We start from the raw sequence: 22237 nt of genomic DNA, 5'->3' as shown, positions 1-22237 counted from the left end.
AATATTTATGGTGAGAATTCTCATATTACTTCTGATGGAAGAAAGCCCAATTGTTGCTTAAAACATTTACTAAAATATTTTGGATTAGTAAATCCTGTCTTATATGCCACTTCTGCTATGGTTAAATTTGTATCCTTTATTAATTTGTGGGCAACATTTATTCGGGTAATCTTTACAAAATTGTTTGGAGTTTGTCCGGTTAAGGATTTTATTTTACGATAGAACTGAGTACGACTCAATCCCAACTCTAATGCATAATCATCCATTAACAATCCCGGATTGCTTATATTTTCTTCAATGATCTTATTTATTTTTTGCAGCAGGTCTTTATCCAGGTCATTAATTTTTATGCTTTCAAAATTAAATGTTCCAATCTTATTGAAATGATCTTTTAAAGTTTTCCGATTCTCTAATAAACTATTAATATTAGCAATCAATATTTCGATATTAAAAGGTTTTTTTACATATGCATCTGCACCACATGTAAATCCTTCCACCTGGTCACTATCCAGAATTTTTGCGGTTAATAAGACTACCGGAATATGACAATAATCAAGTGTATTTTTTACATTACTGCAAAGTTCAAATCCACTCATTTCATTCATAACCACATCACTAATAATAATATCCGGGCTGTCTTTCTGAATGCCACTCCAAGCCTCCTCTCCACTCGAAGCCGTTTTAATTCGATAGTTATCACTTAATTCAAGCTCAATAAAATTTCGCAATTCCACATTGTCTTCTACGATGAGAAGTAAAGGTTTATCCTCATCACATTTTTTATTCACCAATAGGTTTGAATTTGTTGTTTTTTCTAACAAATACTCGTGCGAGGAATCACTTTCTTCTGCAATATAACATCCCCTTAAATCAGACTCTTTATAATGCTCCTTGCCAAATGGTAAGCCAATTGTAAAAATTGTTCCAATACCCTCTTTAGAGTTTACCGCTAGCAAACCACTATGAAATTCGATAAATCTTTTAACCAAAAACAAACCAATTCCAGTACCCGATGACTTAGCTCCTACAAAAAACCGGTCAAATGCTTTCTCAATCATTTCTTTAGACATGCCAAAACCAGAATCGGTAACTTTTATATAAAAAAACCTTTTATTTTGTTTTGGATTCAGAACTAAAAAAGATTCACCCTGCTCAAATCTAAATTTAGTATCATCATTAAAACAACTTATCGTAATAACATCACCTTCTTTGCAAGCATTTATGGCATTTGACACAAGATTTACCACTACTTTATTAATCATTGACCTATCGTACCAAAGATTAATGCTTTTAGTCTTCTCAAACTTTAAATTGATTCCTTTATCCAAAGCGTAATATGAAAAGCTCTCAAAGATCTCAGCCAGGTCTGACTGAATATCGTAATTTGATACTTTCATCTGTACTTTATTTTGATCTATCTTCCTAAAGTCGAGTAATTCATCCACGATATGCAATAACCTGTGACTATTGCGCTCTGCAACTTTTAGGCGATCGATAACCTCATGATTGAACTGGTAATTTTTAAGTAAATTTTTTATAGGAGAAATTATTAAAGACAAGGGTGTTCTAATTTCGTGGGATATGTTGGTGAAGAATCGAAGTTTTGTTTCATAAAACTCATTCGACTTTTCTTTTTCGATATTTGCAATTTGTAATTTTTGTTCCAGATTTATTTTCTTCAATCGAACAATATAAATGTAATACATCACACCAAGAATCGTAAGCACCAATAAACTTATAAACCACCAACGAACATACCAGTAACTATCAACATTAACTGCAACACTTTTATAATCGTTTGTGCCTTTGATTTTATACAAAAATTTATAATCGCCCGAAGGCATATTTACATAGTTAATTGAGTTTGTATTTTGCAACTCTATCCAATTACCATCGATACCTTCCATTTTACAGAGGAATGTATTATTAGAAGGGTAATAATGATTGAATGCCGAAATTTCAATTCCAATGGATCGCTGACTACTGGCCAAATGTATTTCATCTGCAATAGAAATGTGCTTTGTAATTACAGAAGGAGCAATTTTCGGATCAATAACATTTCCATTTACACTTAAACCTACCAGATGAATGGTATTATTTGGAGAGTGCTTGGCAACATAAAACGGTTTTGGTTTGATTTTCAACATCCCCATCCTCGATCCGAAGTAAAGATTCCCCAATGAGTCCTTAAACGCAGCTCCTCCATTGTATTCCAAAGTAGGTAAACCATCCTTAAGCAAATAGTGTTCAACACTATTTTTCTCATAATCATACCTATATAATCCTTTGGAAGAACTGATCCACAGCGTATGATACTGATCTTCTAATATACCAAACATATTAATTTGGAAAAGATTATCTTTGAAAGCCGGAATTATTGTATTGGCTTCCAGATCTACCTGATACAATCCAATATTTGTTGTTAGCCAGATCTGACCCTTAGTGGAATTTAATAGGTCAATGAAGTAAATTGCAGGTGTTGTGGCATATCTTTGGTTAATCTTAACAAATTCAGGATTTTGATGATAATTTGGCTCAAGGTCCTCGAAATAAACCAACTTCCCTCCGAGCGTTCCAAGCCAAATTCTTCCTTGCTTATCCTTTTCGATAAAATATACCACCTCATTATATAAGAATTTACCTAGTGCATTACCTGTTACCTTTGTAATGGTATCTTTTGCTCTTTCGTAAAACCATAATCCACTTAAGGTTCCAATCCATACATTCGAGAAACGATCTTCAAAAGCGCAATATATATACTCATTGTTGAGCCGAATATTTCTTTTAAAGGGATTACTTCTGTCAAATGCTTCTAAATTCTTAGTTTCTTTGTAATCATAGATATAAACACCCGAGCCACTACCAATCCATATTTTATCCTTGCTATCAAGCAATATCATTCGAATTGTGTCGATGGGATGTCCGGTCTGATAACTAAAATTCCAAGACTGCTTTTTGGTGGAATCTATAACCGTTAGTCCACTACCACGCGATCCAACCCATAAACGATTGTCCTTATCTTTAAGTATTTCGTGAAGGTTATATATGGCTTGTTTATTCTTGTAAGGAATTTTACTGTAGTTGATAAACTGATTTGCAGAATGCCTGAATATATTAGCTCCTGCTTCGGTACCTATGTATATTTGTCCTAAAAAATCTTCACAAAAGCATGTAACAAAGTTGGTTCTGAGCGATGAATTGTATATGGAATAATGTTCACATTTTCCGTTTGGAATATTAATTTTATAAAATCCACTACCGAAAACAGCAATCCAAATCATTTGATTAGAGTCCTGATAAAAGCTTTTGATTTGTATCTGGTTTTCAACATCGATAAATGGATAAACATCCTGAATCGATTTAATTTTAACTGCATTAAAGGCACTTAAGTCATGAATAGGCTTCGAGATATACAATCCAGTCTTACTTACAAGCCAAAGTTGCTGCTCATTATCTAAAAAAACTCGTTTAATTGACTCATTAAATGGGATATTATTTTTCGTAAAATGCAGAGCATTTATCTGTTTGGTTCCTAACGAAACCAAATAGAATCCTGAATCGGTACACACCAAACATGAATTTTTCGAATAATTTAGGATTTGATGTACTTTCCCTATCTTCCCAGAAAAAATGGAAATCTCATGTAAATCGTCAAAATCATCAATTAAAAACAAACCCTGATCCGTACCTACCAATACTTTCGTATTGTTAATCACATTAATACATTTAATTCTATCTGATTGAATATCTTTAGTCATATCAGATAAAAATATGTGATCAATAGAGTTATCAATTCGATGATAAATATTGAGACCTAGTTTAGTTCCTATTAAAAGTCGATTATTGGTTATCTCTGCAATACAACTTGAAATTGAATTAGATAGCCCCTTCTTTCCACTACTTTTTGCTACAAAATGTTCATACTTGAAACCATCATATCGAAAAACACCATCCTCTTTACAATACCAAAGGTATCCAAGACTATCTTGATAGATATCACGAATTACATTACTTACAAATTCAGGTTTTTCGGGTATTTGAAAAAGATCGATCTTGCTTTTAATCGTTTGAGCCTGAATATGAAATGTGATAAAGAATTGAAAAAGGACTATTAGTCTGAGAAAATTCATAAGGCAACTCGTGAACTAGTTTCTTATATTAATAATATCGAAAACTTTTAAAAATACTCATTTTAAGAAATAAAACTAATTTAATAACGGAGTTAATTGGTATTAAAAAGAATCTCAACCTATAAAAAAACCAGGAAAATTATTATTGTAATATAACTTCTTTTAGAGATTCTGTATAACTATAATTTTTTGCTTTTGAAGGTGGATGTTTTGCGAATTTAATGGCTAAAAGATTAAAATCCATCCCTTTTTTGGAATATAGCTTGGATTTAGGTTTGATTTTCAATCTTTAATCATTGAATTGGATGAATTGATCTTCGAATTTCATGCTTTTTTTATTGAAATTCGAGCCTCTAAGTTTCAATTTCAATCTTCGAGCTTCGGTTTTCAATACTATAAGATCGAAAAAGGAACTTTTATCTTTAAAATTCTATCATTTAAGCTGCCATCCCATAAAAAAAAGTATGAAATTCAAAGACAAATGCATGTAGAAGAATAATTTTGAAGGCTCCTTAATAAACGGATGATTGGCTAAAAATGTTTTCGAACTTTATAACCTGAGTTTGTATTCAAAAATTGCATATTGATCTTCTTTCACAGAAAAAAGGTCTTCAAATGATATCAGGATTAACAACATGCCAAATAATTCCTCAAAATAGCCCGCTATTCTTTCCAAATTTTTAATGCAAACCTATCGCAAATATAACTTTCTGTGGATAGAATTTTACGTCGAACTCACGTTATAGATAGTATCCCAAAAAGTCAAAACTTTTAAGCGAAAAGATCAAGACTTTCTGCAAAAATATACAGACTTGTTTAAAAAAAAGTCCAGACATTTTTTAAAAACATCCAGACTTTATTTTAGTATCAATGGTTTACTAATGAGAGCCTCATTACAAATAAGATCCTCAGGACTTAACTTCCACTTTTTCGTGTGCTTGTTTTTTTACTTTTTCTTCTTCTTTTTTAATGGCCAAGGTTTTACCCCATGCGCATTTGCCCATTTCTTGTACAAAGCCCGAAGTTCGTCGTACTTTTTAGGATTATTAATCGCCAAATTCTTCTGTTCATAAGGATCATCGGCCAAATTATAGAGCTCCCAAGGCTTCTTTTTAAGGGCAACCAGTTTCCAGTTCCCTTTTCTAACTGCCCTGTTTCCTTCGTGTTCCCAATAGTATACCCTGTTTAAATCTTGCTTTTTACCATGCAATAATGGCAATAAGGATTTTCCATCAAGAGGATCGAGCTGAACCCCTTTATACGCTTTTGGATATTCGCCCCCTGCCAATTGCAAACAAGTAGGCATGATATCAGTAATGTGCAAAGGCTCTTTGTTTAATCCGGTTTTACTTATGCCATTAGGCCAATGAACAATTAGCGGAGTAATAATACCACCTTCATGTTCTTTGCGCTTACCCATTCGATAAGGTGTATTGCTAACATTATACCAAATGCCATAGGTAGCATTGCTATTTCTGTTTCCAATTTCGGTATCCGGAGTTTTATTAAAATCAGAAGGACACCCACCATTGTCGGACAAAAACAGGATCACTGTGTTATCATCAATTCCTTCTTCCTTTAATGATTGCATTAATTTACCCACATTCTGATCCAGGCAGTCGACCATAGCAGCATAAACAGACATCTTTAAAGCCTCATTCTCTTTATCTTCAACATTTTCCCAATTTGTATAAACTGGTTCGGATGCTGATGTATTAGGATCAACTATTTGCAAACGTTTTTGCTTTTCAAATCGCGCCTGACGTATAAAATCATAGCCTTTTTTGTAGGTATCCTTGTATTTTTTAATGTCTTTCTTTTTTGCCTGTAAAGGAAAATGAGGAGCAATATAAGCCATATACATAAAGAAAGGTTGCTCTTTGTTGCGTCTGTTTTTGATGTAATCAATGGAATAATCGGTAAAAGCATCTGTCGAATACCAGCTAGAATCCGGTTCCTCCTTCACTCCATTGTGATAAACCGGCCTATCGTAGAACTTTGATGGATAAAAATAAATTCCACCACCACTTGGCGTTCCATAAAACTGATCGAAGCCTCTGTAATCAGGCCACATTTCTCTTTTCTTATGCCCCACATGCCATTTCCCCGACATAAAAGTTTGATAGCCTTCCAACTTTAATAGTTCAGCAATTGTTGCACATTCCTTGTTTAAATACCCCTGATATTCGGGTTCATTGCTTCTTGTATAATCCATATGCCCTATTCCTGCATCCCACTGATATTGGCCGGTTAATAAACTAGCACGAGAGGGACAGCATCGCGATGTATTATAACAATTGGTAAATAAAACTCCATTTTTAGCCATGGCATCAAGGTTGGGAGTTTCTATTTCTGAACCTGTACATCCCAAATCGGAATACCCCATGTCATCAACTAAAATTACAATGATATTTGGTTGATCTGATTTTATTTTTGCACTACAAGAACTTACTGATACACCTATGACCTGTAGCAATGCCAATACGTAAAATAACTTCCTCATTTTCGATTATCTTTTTTTCGAAGGGTCATAGTTAGGATTTGATCTTGGCATCTGAGCATTCATCTTTTGCAGCCAAGCTTCCAGATCTTTAGTTAACTCTTCTTTTTTTGTAACATTAAGTTTGGCAAGATTTTGTTTTTCGCCAATGTCATTTTTTAAATTGTATAATTCATACGAATCGTTTTCCAATAAATGAATCAGTTTCCAATCTCCCTTTCGAATTGCACTATAGGGGGTTGCTCCCTCCATATGGTAATGCGGATAGTGCCAATAAACCGCTTTCCGATCCAATTGAATTGGCTTGGAATTCAATACCGGAACTAAACTTAGTCCATCGAAAGCATTCCTGATTTTTGAACTCACTTTTAAATGGGCCAGATCTATTAAAGTTGGCATTAAGTCAGGAGAAATGGCAACATTAGAATTCTGCATGCCATCTGTAGTTACACCGGGAGCTCTAACAATTAAAGGTACTCTTACGCCCCCTTCATAAACATCGCCTTTACCTGAGCGCAAAGGATAGTTGTTGGTTGCCTTTTTCTTGCCTCTTCGAATTAGTCCCCCATTATCAGATGTAAAAATAACAATCGTATTCTCGTATAAATTAAGATCCTTAAGTTGTTGTATCACTCTTCCTACGGCATCATCCATATGTTCTACCATTGCTGCATAGATTGGATTTTTTTGATATTTAGAAGAATCCACCGTGTTCCTGTACTTCTCGATCTTCTCTTCTCTGGCTTGTAAAGGAGTATGCACATTGTAAAACCATAAATTCAAAAAGAAAGGGCCATTGGCTTTATTTATGAATTTGCAAGCCTCGTCTGCCAGTCTCTCTGTAAGATATTCCTCCCCTTCAGGATCTGTCAATCTTGGATTTCCATATGGAGCAAAGTATCCTTTCGATCCTATTTTTTTACTTCTGTTTGGAGATCCTTTTTTCCAACCACCTATATTTATATCGAAACCATGATTTTCAGGCCAATATTTCTCCTCTTCTCCCAAATGCCATTTGCCAACATGTGCAGTTTGGTAGCCTGCTGCTTTAAAAACTTCGGCCAGACTTGTTTCTTCATGATCCAAGTACATGGTCCAATCGGGAACCTGAAGTTTTGCATGAGGATATTTCCATCCTTCAATCCAATCGGTACAATGCAATTTGGCCGGATACTTACCAGTCATTAAACTAGCTCTTGTAGGCGAACAAACTGTACAGGCGGCATAGGCATTTGTAAATTTTACGCCATTCGAAGCCAATGCATCAACATTAGGAGTTTGATACATATCGCTCCCAAAACAGGTGATATCTTTCCAGCCCAAATCATCCACTACAATTAATACTACATTAGGGCGATCTTTTTTTGCTGCCTCTGATTGAAAAACCGTTCCCACAAACATCAACAAAACAAACACTAGTTCCTTATACATATCCCATTTTAATTTTATGCTGTATCTGCATTCGATACAGCTTTGTACCACATTAATTTTCCGCTCTGTTTAAAGATTAAAAAACCAACAAAACAGTACTACTAATATTCATTTAATAGTTCCGGATCTTTGCCTGTTTTCTTTTTGTGTGATTTTAATTGTCCCGGACTGTAAAATCTAATATCCCGATTATTCATCAAATCGGAATACATAAATTTTTTCACCTCAATCCATCCGGGATAGCCATCCCAAAGTTGATCGATTGTGCCTTCTTCCCACGTTTCTAATTTTTGAATTGCTTTATTAAGAAGTTCAGGTTCCTTTTTACTGATATCATTGTACTCTCCGATATCATTGCTCAAATCATACAATCGATAACCAAGACCTTTAGCTCTTATTAATTTGTACTGACCCATTCGCGATGCTGCCCAAGGACTAATTCTCCAATGCAATTCGTCATGTGGTGCTCCTGATATTTCACCGTTTAGATAAGGGAACAAATTCACCCCATCAAGAGCTTTACCGGGATCTTTTTGCACCCCTACAGCAGCCATGGTGGTTTTATAAACATCCAATGAAGATGTAAGCTTATTGAACTGTGTTCCTGCTTTTACATGCCCTTTCCACATTATTGCACTTGCTACTCTGTGACCTCCTTCAAACTCCATTCCTTTAATCCCCTTTAAGGGCAAATTACTGGATTGGTTTGATCGGCTAGGTCCACCATTATCACTAAAGAAATAGATGATAGTATTGTCTAATTGACCCGTTTCTTCGAGCGTCTTAATTACTTTTCCAATGCTCCTGTCCATAGCCCAGGTCATTGCAGCCAATTTCTGCCGAGGATGTCCCTCGAACAAAGCCATATCCTCCTTTGTTGCTTCCATTGGTGTATGCACGGCAGTATAAGAAAGGTATGTAAACCATTTGTTATCCTTATTATTTTTGATGAATTCAATTGCTTTGTCTCCCAACACATCGGTAAGATATCCTTTAAAGGGTACAAATTCTCCATTGTGTTGAATCGATTTTGAATTTCCCGGTTTGTCTTTCTTTTCATTGTAAAAATAAGAGCGATGTCCCGCAAGCATTCCCCAGAATTCATCAAAACCTCTTCTATTTGGGTGATATTCTGCATCGTCACCCAAGTGCCACTTGCCAAAGATTGCTGTCTTGTAACCTTCTGTTTTAAGCATGTCTGCTATGGTTACCTCCGAGGTATCCATTCCCAGGCTTGAGCCCAAATTTTGTTCATGTCCAAATCTTTGCTGAAATCTACCGGTTAGCAATCCGGCTCTGGAAGGGCTACAAACCGATCCTGTTACATGAAAATCGGTAAAATGCACACCTTCTTTTGCAATTTTATCGATATTAGGAGTTTTCAGGTCTTGCGAACCCATAAAGCCAAAATCGGCATAACCGGCATCATCTGCCAATATAATTAATATATTAGGCTTCTTCTCCTTTTTTGTTTCTGAGCAAGCCCCTAAGGAAAATATGGAAATTATATAAAATAAATAAACGAATCTCTTTTTCATCTTTTTCTTCTTGCATAATTAATCTACTTTTATCTCTTGAGTCCACTCACTGGCAAATCCCCATTGCTTTCTTAACCTTAAACGTAAGTAAAGAGGTTCATCATGGCAAATATCCGGAATGCGGGCAACTCCTTTGGTTTTAAAGCTTACCATTTTATGGTATACGCCAGACTGATTTCCGTATTCAACTTCGTATAAATAATCATACGGAGAAGAAGTAAAGCCAATCACAACATCAGTATCATCACGCTTTACATCCCAAATTACAGGCGGCAATTCATCCTCATCTTTCTTAAGTACAACTTTCTCGGAAGCCTTGCTTGCACCTTTCCCGTTTAACGCAATTACACGATATTCCCAATCAATATTTCGTTTAATTTTCTTGTCGGTAATCGTTACAAATTGATTTATGGTTGTATCAGAATAAAACACTTTATCGCCATTGGTATAGCTTACAAAATACTCTTCGGCACCTTGTACTTTGTCAAAAAGGATTCTTACTCCATTCTGGGCTGTATTTGTAAACGAAATTTTTGCTTGATTGGGCACCGATAAATACTTAATCTTTTCTAAAACCACGTAGTTCTGCGGATCAAGCAATTGAATTTTAATAGCCGAAGCATCTTTTGTTTTGCCTGAAATTTCGACTGTAAAGCGGTTATCTCCTGGTAAAATATTCTTTAGCTGAACCGATCCTAATTTACTAAACTCAAAATTAGCATTGGCAATACTGCTTACAACTGAATATCCTTTTAAGATATTTGCAGGGATATCTAATTTATCTCGAGGTTCAATGCTTACCGCTATTGCTCCCTCATTTATTTTAGATATCTCCATTCCTTTAACCGGTGCATATTCATTTTTAAAATCAGCGTAAGCTCTTTTCTTTTGACGGAAGGTATTCACAATCCCCCAACAACGATTTTGAGACACTGGAGTAGCCCAGCCTTTTCCGCCGTGCCAAAAACTTCTGTAATCATTAAAAGTCCATAAGGATGCTCCCAACAGATATTCTTTGTTCCTCATTTGGTTTAGCATTTTCGCAGCATCGATATTAGCAAGGTTTGGATCTTCGTGATTTAGAACACCACCATATTCGCACATAAAAATGGGCTTTTTATGTTTTTCCCATGCTTTCTGTGCTGCTTTCCCCCAATTTCCGTAACTGTTTAGCATGATCAAATCGGAGAATTCTACAGGATCAATTTTCTGATTATTTGCTGAATGAGAAACATATACTGCCAAACGATTCGGGTCTAGTTTTTTCGACATCTCGATAGCGGCTTTTACATATTCCATTACTTTAGGATTGGCATTTAAATAACCAATTTCATTCCCTACACTCCAGCCTACAACAGATGGGTGGTTGTATTTTTCCTGAATCATTCGAGACAACCATTCTTTTGGCATTGGATGCTTAGGATCAACCCATTTATCCTTACCCCAAAGTGCTACTTCTTCGAAAGTCATTAATCCCTTTTCGTCCAGGTAATCCAAATATTCTTTTGGCAAAGGCAAATGACTAATTCTACAGAAATTAACTCCTAACTCCTTTAGCATATCCACATCTTCTTTGATGCGTTCGAATGGCAAAGTGTTACCGGTAACTCGATCTTCCGGCACCAAATTGAAACCAACCGGGCGAATTTCCTCTCCATTTAGCAACAGCTTGTTTCCTGCTATCTCAATTTTACGAATTCCAAATCTATCATGTATCTGGTGAACTTTCTTAGCATCTCGAATTAAATCAATACTGCACTCGTACAATTCAGGATAATCAAAATGCCAGAATTTAGTTTTTGATTTTGATAATTTAATTGGGAACTCTATTATATGCTCTTTAGTATTAGCAGGAATTTTTGCACTTAGTTTCTTTTGCACTAACAACTTCCCATCCTTTCTAATGGCAAGCTCGCAAGCTACACTCGCTTCATTTGGGCTGGAATTACTCGCTACAACTTTTACCTGGATGCTTGCCGATTTATTCTTAAGATTCGGTATTGCCATAATGTGCTGATATTCCAATCTAACAGGATCAGTAATTTCAAGCCATACCGGTCGACGAATGCCTCCCCAGTTCCAAATTGCTCCTCGCTTGAAAAGGTTGTTCACCTTTAATGTTATCCTATTCGTACCCGCTTGAATTAAATTGCTAATGTCGAATCCAAATTCTAAAAAACCGATGTGATTTTCTCCAACTTTAGTTCCATTCACCCAAACCTGGCAATCATTATAAACCGATTCGAAAATTAATCGAACCTGTTTTCCATCCCAATTTGCACCACTTTTAAATGTTCTGCTATACCAAGCGTCGCCAGCATATTCAGAATATTCGTTATACAAATCCCAGTTTCCCGGAACTTTCATCGAATCCCAATTCTCATAATTGGTTTTTGAATGATACCATTGTTGAGCTTCTCCTTTTTTATAAGGATCCACTTTAAAGCTCCAATCGCCATCCAGACTTAACTTATCCTGTGCCGATACGCTTAAAGAAATCAACAAACCTAATATTACAAATCTTATCTTCATCCGTTTATAATTTTCCTTCGATTGCCAGATGTAAGCCGCAAGATCAAAATAATCATTAGTAGGTAGTTTTACCAATTATTTTAATATTGCTCGTTTCATGCTTACGAACTACTTGTTTTGTTATTCTTTTTTCTTATAAAATCTAAAATAGTCATATTCGGCCCTGCTTTCTTCCTGGTCCTTACCATTCCAATTAGCGGCAATTGCGGTGAGCCAAACATTTATTTCATCGTGAACAAATTTATCAGCAGGATAGTCTGCCACTTTCGTTATTTTGCCATCAACGTACCATTTTATTTGGTCTTTATCCCATTCAAATCCATATACATGCCATTGATTGGCATCAAAATTCTCATTCGCCAAAACATCAGCCGGAGGTTTTGGCAAACGTCCCCATTCCTTTCCTGATTCATCCCAAACAATTACATGCTGTACAAAATTATTCAAGCCATTCAATTCGGGTTCATGTCGATGTTCTGTTGGATTCTCAAAGCAATCAATCTCTGTTCTTCTGATACCTGGGTAGGTTGTATTTACCTCTCCTTTATCATCAATAGAAGCTGCCATGGCCCAAAACGAGTGATGCCATCCTTCATCTGTTTTTCCATCATTGTCATCATCAATACCATCCCCCAACTTGGCTTTCACTTCGTAATAACCATACTTAAACCTACGAGTTGAAACAATTCCTGCTCCTGCTGCCATTTTTCCTTCAACCGGCTTATCAAACACCCTCAAGTTCAGTATCAAAGATCCATCCTTTATTTTAACATTCTTTTTTTGCTGAATGCTTCTGTGCTTATTGTCGGTGCGATATGCCCATTTATCAGAATTTAAATCAGCCTGATTAAACTCATCCCTCCACTCTAATTCATACCCCTCGGGAACAGAAGTTTTATTTTTTTCTCCTGTACAGGAAGAAAACAAAATAAGGACTAAAACAACAAGTAATCTCATATTATTCATTCAATAATTTTTTATTCCAATATTCAATAATTTCTTCGTTGGATGAATCATGATTCAAACCCATCTTTTTCATTTTTGATTTAAAATATTTTTTAGATGAAGCAACAGCCTTAGCAGTTGTTTCAGGAGTTTCAGGAATCATGCCTTTTTCAAATACCTTCAAGTTTTCTTTTATAGTATTGAACAAACGGTTTTTAACATCAGCATATTTAGCATCCTTGGCTAAGTTTTTAAACTCCATAGGATCGTTTCTTAAGTCGAACAACTCTATCTCAGGCTTTTTATCTGCCATAAAATTACTAACAGGATAGTTTAACTTTCCTTCCTTTTGCAGCTGATAAAATAATGCATAAGCGGGATATTCAGATTTTTTATATCCACTCATCTGCATCCAAGGTATCTCAGGCATTCTATTCCAGATCAGTTTATATCTTCCATCAGTTATGCTTCGAATATCATCAATGGCATCTCCGGCTCTTTGTCTAAAACCAAACACATATTCTCTCTTTTTAGCCTTTTCGCCTAAAAACACTTGTCCATGCATATATTCAGGAACCTTGATACCCGCTGCATCCATACATGTTGCTGTTACATCAATCAAGCTTACCAACTGATCATCTTTTTTACCGGATTCCAATTTTTCCGGCCATCTAATAATCAAAGGAACTTTAAGTCCTCCTTCATATAAAAACTGCTTATCGCGTAAATGCGGACGTCCATTATCACCAAAGAAGACAACAATTGTATTATCAGCTACACCTTCATCCTCCAACCTTTTCATAATTTCACCTACTTTCTTGTCGGTTAGTTGAATGCTTTCCAGATACATCGCCCAATCGGCTTTTAAAAGAGGATGATCCGGGTAAGATTGCGGAAGTGTAATTGTTGATGGATCAATTGGGTTTTCCTTATCGTGATGGAAAGGTCTATGCGGGGTAAAGATCTGAATTTGTGCAAAAAAAGGTTGATCGGGTTTACGATTTTTCCAATCGGTTCCATCAAATATATCTTTCCCTTTAAAGTTAAAATCACCTTTCCCAAACTTGCTCATATTTTTTGAACTTCCATTGGTACAGAAGTAACCAGCTTCTCTAAAATAATCTGTAATTGGTTGTATAGGATTGGGCAATTCCCTCTTGTCAACCGTTCTATGTTCCAAACAATTAATTGCCGTGGGATACATGCCGGTAATCATGGACGATCGACTTGGAGAACAAGCTGGAGATGGTGCGTAACAATTCTTATACAATACACCTTCGCTAGCCAGTTGATCAATATTAGGAGTATTTACATCCTGATTGCCATAACATGCCAACTCAACACCCAAATCATCCGAATTAATCCAAAGGATGTTTGGTCTCTGTTTTTCCACTTTACTTTCTGCACAAGCAGTTAAAATAAATGCACTAATGAGAACTAATGCTGTCTTCTTAATTTTAAACATCTTACCGTTCAATTTTTTTTGCGGGAAACCTTCCCTTAGTATTTTCCAATATGTTTCGATAACACAAACTTCAATTCCAATTTGCATTATGTGAAATTAAAACTTCACCATATTTTGGTCTACCCTTGCTATTGAAAGGATTCATTTCGGATCCTGAAAGCAAGCTCAATGAACCTATTTTTTACAATTAAACTTTAACTGGTTTACCACCTGCATCGTGAATATAGCTTTGTGAAAATCCTGCTAAAGCAAATAAATTAAAGATTAATGCCAGCCCGATTTGTGATGTATTTATCTGTTTTTGATTAAAAATCACAATTTGTTTTTTTTGAGCGGAGTACTTTTTCTATCAATACCAGCACTTTGAGCCTACAAGTGCATACACTTGTCCTCTTTTAAAGCATACACTCAACACCTTTAAAAGCATGCACTCAACAAGAACGAAATTATTACTGAGCCCTCTTCAGAACCTTCCAGTTTACTTTTCTACTATTAAAATAAATCTAACTTGCTGTTAGCATTTACATTTCTTAATCAATTAAGATTTGATGATAACAAGCCTATATTTGAAAGAACCTGCCAAAAATAGCAGGTTCTTTTTTTAGATTTATTTAATAACCATCATTTTGTTCTAAAAGCGGATTGATATCCCTTTCTGCCTGTGGTATTGGCCACAAATAATCTTTGTTTGGATCAAAGATTCGTGTAGCTGGGGTCGTAGCAAAATAGGTCGACACCTTTGAGTAAACCGGCTTACCATACGCATTGATTGTTGGTACAGGTTCCGATGAATACCAATAGCTCTTTGTTCTCTTACCCACTACATCACCAGGCATTACATGTTCTGCTATTCTCCATCTTCTGATATCGAATAAACGCAAACCTTCGAATGCCAATTCCACCTTACGTTCTCTTCTTAAAATTGTACGAAGTTCTGCTTGAGATTTTCCAGCAGCAACATCAGGCATACCAGCTCTGTCTCTCACATCATTAATCGCATCATAAACACTTGCATCAATCTCATTTAATTCAATTTTTGCCTCAGCATAAATCAAAAGAACTTCTGCATATCGCATTAAGATGAAGTTAAGATCAGATTCACTGATATTCTCAAGATCTGAGTCATGAAACCATTTTTTTACATTAAAACCTGTTCTCGAAGCATAAATCCCTTTTGATACTTCGAAATTTTTTACACGCTTTTTGAAAACACCATTTTCATAGAATGCACATTTGGCGCTATCAGGATGGTGCGTGTACAAGTATCCACCAAAAATACTTCCTTCGCGAAGAATGGTATAATCCAATCGAGGATCTCTATTTTCGAATGGTTTTGCAGCATCGTAAATATCTGACTGATCAATCGTTTTTCCATTAATGTCTTCATAAGAATCAACCAAATCTCTGGTTGGATAAGAAGTACTCCAGCATTTTGCATTACGGGTACTACTTATTTTCACCCAAGCTTGATGTTTTTCTCCGATTAAGTAAGGCAGGTCATAAATAACCTCACTGTTTCGTTGATGCTCGAAATCAAACACCTCACCATAGTTTGGATGCAAAGAATAAACCTTAGAATCCATCACTTGTTTTGCCGCATCCGCTGCCATCTCATACATTCCATTATACAATGCAATTCTAGCTTTTAAAGTTAGTGCAGCACCCGAAGTAGCTCTTCCCTTATCACCTCCTGTCCATTCGGATGGCAAATATTTAATTGCCTCATCCAAATCAAGTAAAATTTGATTCACAACAGCAGATTTTGGATCCTTTGCCAATTCATAAACGGTAGGATCCTGAACAGTTATTACCAATGGCACATCACCATATAATTCTGTTAGATACATGTAATAATATGCTCTTAAGAAAAGTGCTTGTGCAATAATCTGGTTGTAAAATTCCTCAGATACATTTTCGCGACCTCGTTCAATGTTTTCCAAAATATTATTACAACGGCCTACTCCTGTGTAGAAGTTATCCCAAGCATTTTTGAAAGTAGATGTTAGAGTTGTATGATCACCTCTGGATATGGAATTAAAACCATCTGCTCCCCATTCCGGGCGGAACATTCCTATATCAGTCGCAAAATCCATTCTATAATGATTCGTTGTATTATAACCACCGCTCCAATACATTTTTTGGTAGGCTGCATTAATTGCCAGTTCCATTTCCGGTCCTGTAGAAAGAAAGGTTTCCGACGAAGGATTAACCAATGGATATCTTTCAATATAGTCATCGCTACACGAAAAGCCAACCAAAACAATCAATCCGTATATAATTGCTTTTATTTTCATTTTTGTAAAGTTTTAAGATTAAAATGTTAAATCAATACCAAATACGTAGGTTGATACAATCGGGTATCCTCCACCATTTGTTTCACCCTCTTCTGCATCCCATCCTGACGGCATATCGTCAATGCTGAATACATTGTTTCCGGCTACATAAACTCTCAACTTCTCTGCAAAAGATTTTTTCAGTAGTTTTTTAGGGAAAGTATAACCTAGCTGTACCGTCTTTAGTTTTAGATAAGCACGGCTAAACAACCAATATGAAGATGCTTTGCTATTGTTTGTTGAGGTTGACCACAAGCGAGGATATGATGCGTTCGGGTTTTCGGGAGTCCAATAGTCCAAATGCCACTCCTGCATGTTACTTGCATTGCTAAATGCTTTTACTGCATGTCCTCCTAGTAATACATCTCTTTTACCTACACCTTGGAAAAACATCATCATATCAAATCCTTTGTATGATGCATTCAAATTTAAATTATACTCATACCTAGGTCTGGAATCACCTTTTACCACACGGTCATTGGCATCAATTACCCCATCCGCAGTGTCCATTATTCCATCTCCATTCGAGTCAATGGTTAACTGGTCAACATATCTAATATCTCCAGGTTGAAGTTCATTACCTTCTACTGTAGCGCCATAATTGTCTATCTCTTCCTGAGATTGAAACAATCCATCTGCTTCTAAGATATAGTAAGCATTTACATAGTCACCTACGCGTAAAATCTTACTATCTTTAACAAACTTATCTGCCAAACCAATTGATTTCATTGTAGATTTAATATCATGCACATTAGCAGTTACATTATATTTAAAATCTCCAATATTACCACGATAACTTGCAGAAAGCTCCCAACCTTTGTTCTCCAATTCTCCCACATTCTGATATGTTGGATTTAAACCAGTAGTCATTAATATGGCTGGTTTAAATAACATATCCTTTCTAACCTGTTCAAAATATTCAAAAGTAAAGGTCAATCGGTTGTTAAAGAATCCTGCATCAAGTGCAAAGTTGGTAGATTTTGCTGTTTCCCACATTAAACTTGCATTTGATGCTGTTTTTATCGCTCCTCCTGGTGCCATTGTCAGCGGATCTCCAAACAAATAGCCCATATCTTTGATATCTACAGTTGCAGACCAAGGATATCTATCCGGCATTTTCTGATTTCCTAATTCACCATAAGATGCTCTTAATTTAAGGTTTGAAAGCCAATCTAAATCTTTCATAAAGTTTTCTTCTGATAGTCTCCAACCAAGCGAGAAAGACGGAAACCAATCCCACTTATTACCAGGAGCTAAACGTGATGAACCATCATATCTTAAATTGGCTTCAAATAAATACTTCCCTTTATAATCGTAATTCAAACGCCCAAAATATGATCTTAATGCAACTTCATTTGCCTTTCCAGTTGTTTGATCATTCTCCTCGCTACCAGCATCTATATACTGATAATCTTGAAAAGTATAATTGTCTCTTTGTAAAGACAATTCTTCAACATAATCGTCAATTTGTTCGAAACCACCTAAAACGGTAAAGTTATGATCGTTAAAAGACTTGTTATAAGTAACCAGAGCATTGTACTGCTGTTTAAAAGTGTATTTTCTCTTCTCTTTCAATTTTGATACACTTGGCTTTTCAAGCAAAAACTCTCCGTCTGCATCATAAATTTCATATGTGCGATTAAATTTCTTTTCGCGATCAAATTTAAAATCAGGAGCATATTTCAATACCACATTTAAATTATTCACAGGCTTATACTCCAGCTTAATCTCTGTATTAAATCTGTTATAATTTCTTCGGTCAACTCCTCCACTTTCGGCCATTGCCAATGGATTCTGACCATTCCATCCTTCACCGTACTTTCCATTTGTAAATTGAGCAGGATAAATATTAGGAATTCGATTAGCCTGATCGAAAACGCTTTTTGCTTCATCAGCAGGTTGCTTTTGAATACTTCTTTTTCCGTATAAATCTAAACTCAGTTTTAGATTATCTCTTAACTGCATATCATTATTCACACGAAATGTATACTTTTTATAACTGGTGTTATTTATCAGTCCTTTCTGATCCATAAAAGACATGGAAGCTCTGGTGCTGAACCAATCGTTACCCCCTGAAATATTGACATTATGGTGCTGTTGAAATCCAGATCCTTGTAAGATTTCATCTTGCCAATCAGTATTCGGATAATGATCCGGATCTGATTTGTAATTTGCCTCGTATTCCTGGATGTATTCTTCGGAGAATTCAGGATTTTCTCCATCATTTAAAAGTGACAAATTACGATTTTTCATAAAAGTTAATCCATCAACTAACTTAGGCTTCTCACTAATGGTTTGAAAACCACCATATCCCTTATAACGTACTTTAAATTTTCCTTGTGTACCACGTTTGGTAGTAATTAGAATTACTCCATTGGCAGCTCTGGAACCATAAATCGCCGATGATGCTGCATCTTTTAATACCGAAAAATTCTCAATATCATTAGGATCTACATCATTTATATTTCCTTCACGTCCATCAATTAAAACCAATGGACCTGCATCATCAGTCTTACCATCTTGTCTAACAGATCCAAGCCCTCTAATTCGTATTGTACCTTTATCACTTCCTGGTTGTCCTGAACTTTGAGTTACAGTTACACCTGCAGCCAATCCTTGCAAGGCAACCGAGGTTTGCATTACTGGTTTTGAAGCCAGTTCTTCAGAATCAACTACAGCCACAGCTCCTGTCAAGTTCACTTTCTTTTGAACTCCATATCCAACCGCTACAACTTCATTTAAGCCTATAGCATCTGGCTCCATATTCACTGTAAGGTTTTCAGTTGAGCTTACATCAATTGTTTGAGACTTATATCCAATAAATGAGAACTCAAGTGCATTTTGCCCTTCATTTACTTGGATACTAAATTGTCCATCGATGTTGGTTATTGTTCCTACGGTAGTTCCTTGAACAACAACATTTACACCTGGCAAAGCCAGACCGGACTCATCGAATACGACACCGGTAATATTTCTTTGTTGAGCCCATATTACCGAACTCAACAATAAGAAATAGAAAATCGCAATTAACTTTTTCATTTGGTTTTTATTTAGTTTACAATTAGGGTTATAATGGATTACGAACAAACAATCTCAAAAATTGAAGCCGGAGTTGTTTTAGAAGGATGTTCAAACTCAAATCTCAATTGCTTGGTTGAAATAGAATTCTCCAGCTTGATTTCATTAATTGTTTGATAATTATTCTTTTTCTCGTAAATCAATTTATCCTTGTCGTCATATATTTTATAGTTTCGAATACAGAATGGAATCACACTCTCGGGATGCCCCATTAAAGTAGACTCCATTGCATGATCATAATCTGTATCAAAAAAAAGTTTTATATTTTTTATACAATGCTTTTGCTCCCAGTTCATGGTTAAAGCAGGACAATCATCTGATAAATCTGCTGCCCATGCATTTGTTTTTAGAAACGGACGCACAATACCATTACAGATATTATCGGCACTGTATAAATTTATAGATGGACTCACATTAAATGCTAAATTCTCACCCTCTGGTCTTCTCTTTGGAATCCAAAATTCAAACTCTTCAATTCCGCTATTGGTTGGAGGAATCTGCTTGCCATGGTTGTTAACAGCCTTATTCTTCCCATTGAACAAGGTCATTACACCTGTTATTCTTTCATCAGTGCAACGAATGTTTACATTTGAATTCTCAAGAAAAGTTATAAATCCATACTGATCATCTTTTAAAACACTGTCGAACGGAATATCGATTTTTTGCTTTCCTGTAATTAAATCAAGCTTAAGCTCCTGAATTACTGTATCAGGTGTATAGTTTCCCAGTTTACTGCTACTTCTCAATTGTGCGGTAATGCAGGTATTCTCAAAAGCTTCAATTTCAAACTGAAATGTATATTTGGTATTAGAACTTAATGGTAACATCTGAGATACAGCCGTTTCTAAAGACATCCATAAACCATTTCCTGAAAAATTATTCAGTTTAAATTCACTCGAACTTTCGATGCGAGCCAAACTTGCCTGATTGTTCTCTTTTAGAATTTCAACTCCAGGAACTCCCTGTCCGTTAAGACTTAATGCTTGCTGTAGTTTATTTAGATTAATCGGATCCAACAACTCATTTACCTTAATATCCTCGTTTATACATTGTGCAGCAGCAAATCCAACAGCTTGTCCACCATGTCCACAAGTTGCCATCACTCTGGTAGATCCAAAAGCCACATGGCTGGCACTAATGATTCTTCCTGCCAAGAACAGGTTTTTAATATTCTTGCTAATGAAGCTTCTTAAAGGGATTTGATAAATTCCTTTTGAATGATACTGCGTACAACCTGGTCTTTCGCTATATACTCCATCAGATGGATGCAAATCAAGAGCCCAACCTCCAAATGCTACTGCATCATCGAAATTGGTTTGCTCTATAACATCCTGTTGCTTTAGCATATATAAACCTTCGAACCTTCTGCTTTCCCGTTTGCCAGGAATTGTGGCTACCCATTCTAATGTAAGATTTTCGGAATCAGGAAATTCGCCTGAGTTCTTAATATGATCCCAAACCCCATAAACCACTTTCCATAGTTCCCATTTAATATCTTCCGATTCATGTATGGTATCCTTTCTTCCTCCATATTCAAGCCACCAAAGTCTGCATCCATAATCTTTCTCACTGATTACCTTGTATCTTGGTATTTCGGTAATATCTTTCAAAGCAAATTCGGGTGCAACATACTTCACTGGTTTTCCTGCATCTTTACTGTAGAAATACATGGTGTGGCCAAGCAATTCTCCATAAGAAATATCCGGAGCAAACTTCTCTCCGAATTCCTCGGGTTTTTCGGCTCCCATTCTAAATGCTGCTCCGGCTTGAAATCCAACAATACCATCACCGGAAGCATCACAAAACAGTGGTGCATTTATCAAGTAATTTGTTGAATTCTGACTACAAAATGCATTAACGCTTTTAATGGTTTCAGGATCCGACTTTTCAACTTCATACACTGCTGTATTAAGTAACAAAGTAATGTTCTTCTCTCCATTTATTTTCTCAAGCAATATGGTATCGAAAATCAATGCATTTCCCTCTTTATTGCGATATAAATTCTCAACAAGAATTTCATCAAGTAATCCTCCCTCTCTTGCATATCGATTGTTATTTCCCATGTGAGAGGTAGCGCCCAGAATCCATAAACGCACCTCACTTGAAGCATTTCCGCCTAAAACCGGGCGATCTTGAACCAATACTACTTTTACCCCAGACCTTGCAGCAGTAACAGCAGCACAAACTCCTGCCAATCCTCCTCCTACAACTGTTACATCTGTATTTAATTCGATTGTTTTATTTTGACGTGTTTTTTCAGAAAATTCTTCTACCAACATTGCTTC

Annotated in this window: 11 protein-coding genes; all 11 read right to left on the bottom strand. The window is 35.9% G+C overall.

Going from position 1 to position 22237, the window contains the following annotated elements:
* Positions 1–20: 20 nt before the first annotated feature.
* Positions 21–4130 carry a response regulator gene (locus ACO05S_RS15425; RefSeq protein ID WP_421918906.1) on the bottom strand — a complete coding sequence of 1370 codons (4110 nt, stop codon included), beginning with the start codon at positions 4128–4130 and terminating at the stop codon, positions 21–23.
* 946 nt (positions 4131–5076) lie between these two features.
* Positions 5077–6633 (bottom strand): arylsulfatase, encoded by a 1557-nt coding sequence (locus tag ACO05S_RS15420; protein ID WP_421918905.1) that lies wholly within the window; start codon positions 6631–6633, stop codon positions 5077–5079.
* A gap of 6 nt (positions 6634–6639) precedes the next feature.
* A complete protein-coding gene (locus ACO05S_RS15415) occupies positions 6640–8061 on the bottom strand; it encodes a sulfatase (RefSeq protein ID WP_421918904.1) in 1422 nt (473 codons plus the stop codon).
* Positions 8062–8162: 101 nt separating this feature from the next.
* Positions 8163–9599 carry a sulfatase-like hydrolase/transferase gene (locus ACO05S_RS15410; RefSeq protein WP_421918903.1) on the bottom strand — a complete coding sequence of 479 codons (1437 nt, stop codon included), beginning with the start codon at positions 9597–9599 and terminating at the stop codon, positions 8163–8165.
* Between the two features lie 18 nt (positions 9600–9617).
* The gene (locus ACO05S_RS15405) at positions 9618–12131 is read right to left on the bottom strand and encodes a glycoside hydrolase family 2 protein (protein WP_421918902.1); all 2514 of its coding nucleotides are present in this window, start codon (positions 12129–12131) and stop codon (positions 9618–9620) included.
* A gap of 120 nt (positions 12132–12251) precedes the next feature.
* Positions 12252–13097 (bottom strand): glycoside hydrolase family 16 protein, encoded by an 846-nt coding sequence (locus tag ACO05S_RS15400; RefSeq protein ID WP_421918901.1) that lies wholly within the window; start codon positions 13095–13097, stop codon positions 12252–12254.
* The gene (locus ACO05S_RS15395; RefSeq protein WP_421918900.1) at positions 13090–14628 is read right to left on the bottom strand and encodes a sulfatase; all 1539 of its coding nucleotides are present in this window, start codon (positions 14626–14628) and stop codon (positions 13090–13092) included. Before ACO05S_RS15395 ends, ACO05S_RS15400 begins: the two co-directional genes overlap by 8 nt.
* Before the next feature lie 100 nt (positions 14629–14728).
* Positions 14729–14857 (bottom strand): hypothetical protein, encoded by a 129-nt coding sequence (locus ACO05S_RS15390; RefSeq protein ID WP_421918899.1) that lies wholly within the window; start codon positions 14855–14857, stop codon positions 14729–14731.
* Between the two features lie 295 nt (positions 14858–15152).
* A complete protein-coding gene (locus ACO05S_RS15385) occupies positions 15153–16835 on the bottom strand; it encodes a RagB/SusD family nutrient uptake outer membrane protein (protein WP_421918898.1) in 1683 nt (560 codons plus the stop codon).
* Between the two features lie 18 nt (positions 16836–16853).
* A complete protein-coding gene (locus tag ACO05S_RS15380) occupies positions 16854–19913 on the bottom strand; it encodes a SusC/RagA family TonB-linked outer membrane protein (RefSeq protein WP_421918897.1) in 3060 nt (1019 codons plus the stop codon).
* A gap of 38 nt (positions 19914–19951) precedes the next feature.
* Positions 19952–22231 carry an FAD-dependent oxidoreductase gene (locus ACO05S_RS15375; RefSeq protein WP_421918896.1) on the bottom strand — a complete coding sequence of 760 codons (2280 nt, stop codon included), beginning with the start codon at positions 22229–22231 and terminating at the stop codon, positions 19952–19954.
* Positions 22232–22237: the final 6 nt, after the last annotated feature.

The sequence above is a fragment of the Marinifilum sp. genome (assembly GCF_965230805.1).
Taxonomy (GTDB): domain Bacteria; phylum Bacteroidota; class Bacteroidia; order Bacteroidales; family Marinifilaceae; genus Marinifilum.
Note: the sequence above shows the minus strand (reverse complement) of the source record. Positions and strands in the feature narration are given on the sequence as shown.